At 72.4% G+C, this 3,277-nt stretch carries 3 protein-coding genes; all 3 read left to right on the forward strand.

Translation table 11 applies throughout. From position 1 onward, the window contains the following. A partial coding sequence (locus ACYVE7_RS31540; protein ID WP_460369907.1) for a hypothetical protein occupies positions 1-581 on the forward strand: 581 nt, incomplete at its 5' end. Continuing rightward, positions 578-1,774, forward strand: coding sequence for a TRAFAC clade GTPase domain-containing protein (locus ACYVE7_RS31545; protein WP_460369909.1), 1,197 nt, complete (start codon positions 578-580; stop codon positions 1,772-1,774). The genes ACYVE7_RS31540 and ACYVE7_RS31545, both read left to right, overlap by 4 nt. Before the next feature lie 2 nt (positions 1,775-1,776). Continuing rightward, on the forward strand, positions 1,777-3,277 hold a 1,501-nt coding region (locus ACYVE7_RS31550), incomplete at its 3' end, for a GTPase-associated protein 1-related protein (protein ID WP_460369910.1).

Below are 3,277 nucleotides of genomic sequence, written 5' to 3' on the forward strand. Positions count from 1 at the left end.
GCGTGCGCCTGTACACGCGGCACGGGCTGGAAGGCCAGCAACTCGAGCTCGTCCTCGCCGGAGCGCTCGTGACCGTCACCTGGACTCCGCAGGCCGGCCGGCCGGGACGGCCCGTCGAGATCGGCGCGCAGGCCTACCGGGACAACGGCGGCTGCGAGCTGGACGTTGGCCCGTCCGCGGGACGGGTGGAGGTCCGCGCCGTCACCCGGGACTCCGAGGACGTCGTGGTGTCGGCGCCGCTGCGCGCCTCGGTCCCCGCGTCGGGGGCGAAGGTCACCTATGAGATCAGACGCCGCCGGATGCTGCTGAAACCGGACCGGGCCGTGCTCCGCCTGACCGTGGAGGCCGACACGGTGGTGCCGCCGCTGGACGTGGTGCACGGCACCGGTCACACCAAACCGCTCCGCAGGGATCAGGGCGACGTCGTCCATCAGACCCCCGAGCAGCGGATCACGCCCGTGCAGCCCGTCGAGGTCGAGTTCGAGGTGCCCGCGAGCCGCCGTTCGTGGCTGGTCTGCTTCGGCCCGGACGGCGGCGCGGTGGCCCTGCGCGCGCTTCGAGGAAATTGGAACAGGTCATGAGTTCACTCGTCTGCCCCTACTGCTATCTGGATTTCGCCCCCAAGGAGATCCTGTTCCGCTGCACGGGCCTGCTGGGCCCCGGTGGCGGCCCCTGCGGCAAGCTCCGCGACCCCCTTCTGTTCGAACGGTTCGGGCTGCAGGACGCCCTGCCGCCGACCTTCGCGGTGAAGGGGCTGCGGAACCGGCTGATCGGCCAGGACGACGCGGTCTGCCCGGAGTGCTCGGGCCGGACGGCCCGGCGGGTCTGCCCGCGCTGCCACAGCCAGCTCCCCGTCCACTTCGGCAAGATCGACAACCGGCTGATCGCGATGATCGGCGCGAAGGAGAGTGGCAAGACGGTGTACATGACCGTCCTGCTGCACGAGCTGAACCACGGGGTGGGCCGCCGGTTCGACGCGTCCGTCCAGGGTTCGGACGATCACACGCGCCGCCAGTTCGCGGAGCGGTTCGAGCACGACCTTTACACCGAGCGGCAGTTGCCGGGCACGACCCGAAGCGCGGCTGCCGAGCACCGGCTGCCGCTGGTGTTCCGGTTCTCGCTCAACAAGCGGGGCTTGGCCGGAGGCGAACGGACCAAGACCACGCTGATGTCGTTCTTCGACACCGCGGGCGAGGACCTGACCTCGAGCGAGAGCGTCGAGCTGAACACGCGGTATCTGCGGTCGGCGAGCGGGGTGATCCTGCTGCTGGATCCGCTGCAGATGGCGGGGGCGCGCGAGCACGCGGTGGCGGGCGCGCCGATGCCGGGCCGGGGCCCGGGGTTCGACACCCCGTTCAACGTGCTGTCGCGGGTCACCGAACTGCTCCAGACGGCCACCAGGACGGGCCCGGGCAAGAAGCTGCCGATCCCGATGGCCGTCGCCTTCTCCAAGATCGACGCGCTCTGGGACACCTTCGAGCCGGGCAGCCCGCTGGTGCAGACGGCGCCTTCCGGTGATCCGGCCGTCGACCTGGACGACCGGGCGGCGGTGCACGAGCACGTCAGGGCGCTGCTGCACGAGTGGGACGGCGGCCAGATCGACCAGTTGCTGAAGACCAGTTACCAGCACTACTCGTTCTTCGGGCTGTCGGCGCTGGGGGAGCCGCCCAGCGGCGGGCGGATCGCGGCGGCGGGGGTCAGGCCGCACCGGGTCGAGGATCCGTTCCTCTGGCTGCTCAGCCAGTTCAAGATCATTCCAACGCAGGGGAGCTGATCGTGTTCCGGCAGATGTACTACACCTCCTGTGAGACCGGGCTGTCCGGTTATGCCGGGTTCCAGGTGAACGCCGCGACCCCGGACACCCCCGAGCAGGAGTTCCGCCGGATCGAGGGGCTGACCGCCTACGAGCCGCCGCGCTCCCTCGGGCTGGCCCCGACCGAACGGCAGATCCGGGAGTGCCCGGTCAACCTGTGCTTCGATCCGGGGGAGCGGCCGGTCGTCGCGAACGTCGCGTTCACCGGCGCCGACTACTCCGGCCGGTTCGGCAACTACTTCGTGCACGCCCTGATCGGGGACGGCGCGTGGGAGTCCCCGCCGATCGAGCTGTGGGGCTCGCCCGTCTGGACCTCGACGGTGTCGCCGACGACCGTGCTCCCGCCGGCCGAGGAGCCGATCGCGCAGGGCCCGCTCAGCCGGGCGGCCGTCGCCCGCTTCCTCACCACGTCGGGGGCGCGGCAGCACCTGCCCGCGCTGCTCGCGGCCGCCGAGCTGGCGATCACGGCGGGCGAGCGCTCGGTCGTGCTCTACGACCGGGACACCGACCGGATCGCCCACTGGATCGCGGCGCTCTCCTATCTGCTGCCGCCGCCCCTGGTCGAACGGATGTCGTTCAGCACCTACCAGCACCGGCCCGGCTACAGCAGGCAGCACGTCATCGGCACGGTGCCGGGCGCGGACTTCGAGCCGTCGCCCGCCGCGTTCGAGACCTTCTACCTGTTCGACCTGGTCGGCGGGCAGATCTCGGACGTGCCCGACCGGCCGCTCGTGGAGCTGCTGGCCGGGGCGGGGCCGCAGCGCGCGGCGTCGATCTGGCGGTCGGCCGTGAACCTCGGCGACGGCAGCCCGCACGATCTGGCCGACTGGCATCCGGTGGTGCTGTCGGCGGGGGCGCTGGTCGGCGATCCGCTGCCGCCCGACGCGGTGGAGCCCGTGCTGGCCTGGCTGGAGAAGGCCGCGGGCAGGCTGCCCGCGCAGAGCGCCGAGAAGATCGGCAGGGCGATCCTGGGCTCCGGGGGACGTCCCGAACGCGATCTGGCCCGGCTGGCCGCCGTCGCGGGCGAGGCCCACGCCGACGGCCTGCACGAGGAGCTGGAGATCGCCCTGGTCCGGCTGCAGATCGCGGGCGGCCGCGGCTCGGCCGCGCCGCTGCGCACGCCCGGCGGCCGCCGCGAGGCCGAGCAGCTCTACCACCGCAACCTCACCAACGACAACCTCGACGAGCTGGCGCCGCTGGTCGAGCTGGCCGAACGGCTCCTCATCACGGTCGATCCGGCGCTGCTGGCCGACCGGGGCCGGGAGCGGATCGGTCCCGCACTGTTCCAGGAGCCGTTCCCCGAGCAGGTCCGCGAGCTGCTGGAACAGCCGTCGATCCTGGCCGGGGCGCTGGAGTTCCTGGCGGCGGAGCCGTTCGACCGCCAGGTCGAGGCGTTCTCCGGCGCGCGCTCGGGCGTCGTCCCCGAGCGGAAGGCGGCCGAGCTGCCGACCCTGCGCCGCGCCG

Source organism: Actinocorallia lasiicapitis (genome assembly GCF_054778695.1).

Coding starts and splice junctions, on each gene's coding strand:
- ACYVE7_RS31545 (WP_460369909.1), top strand. CDS start 578: ATGAGTTCACTCGTCTGCCCCTACTGCTATCTGGATTTCGCCCCCAAG.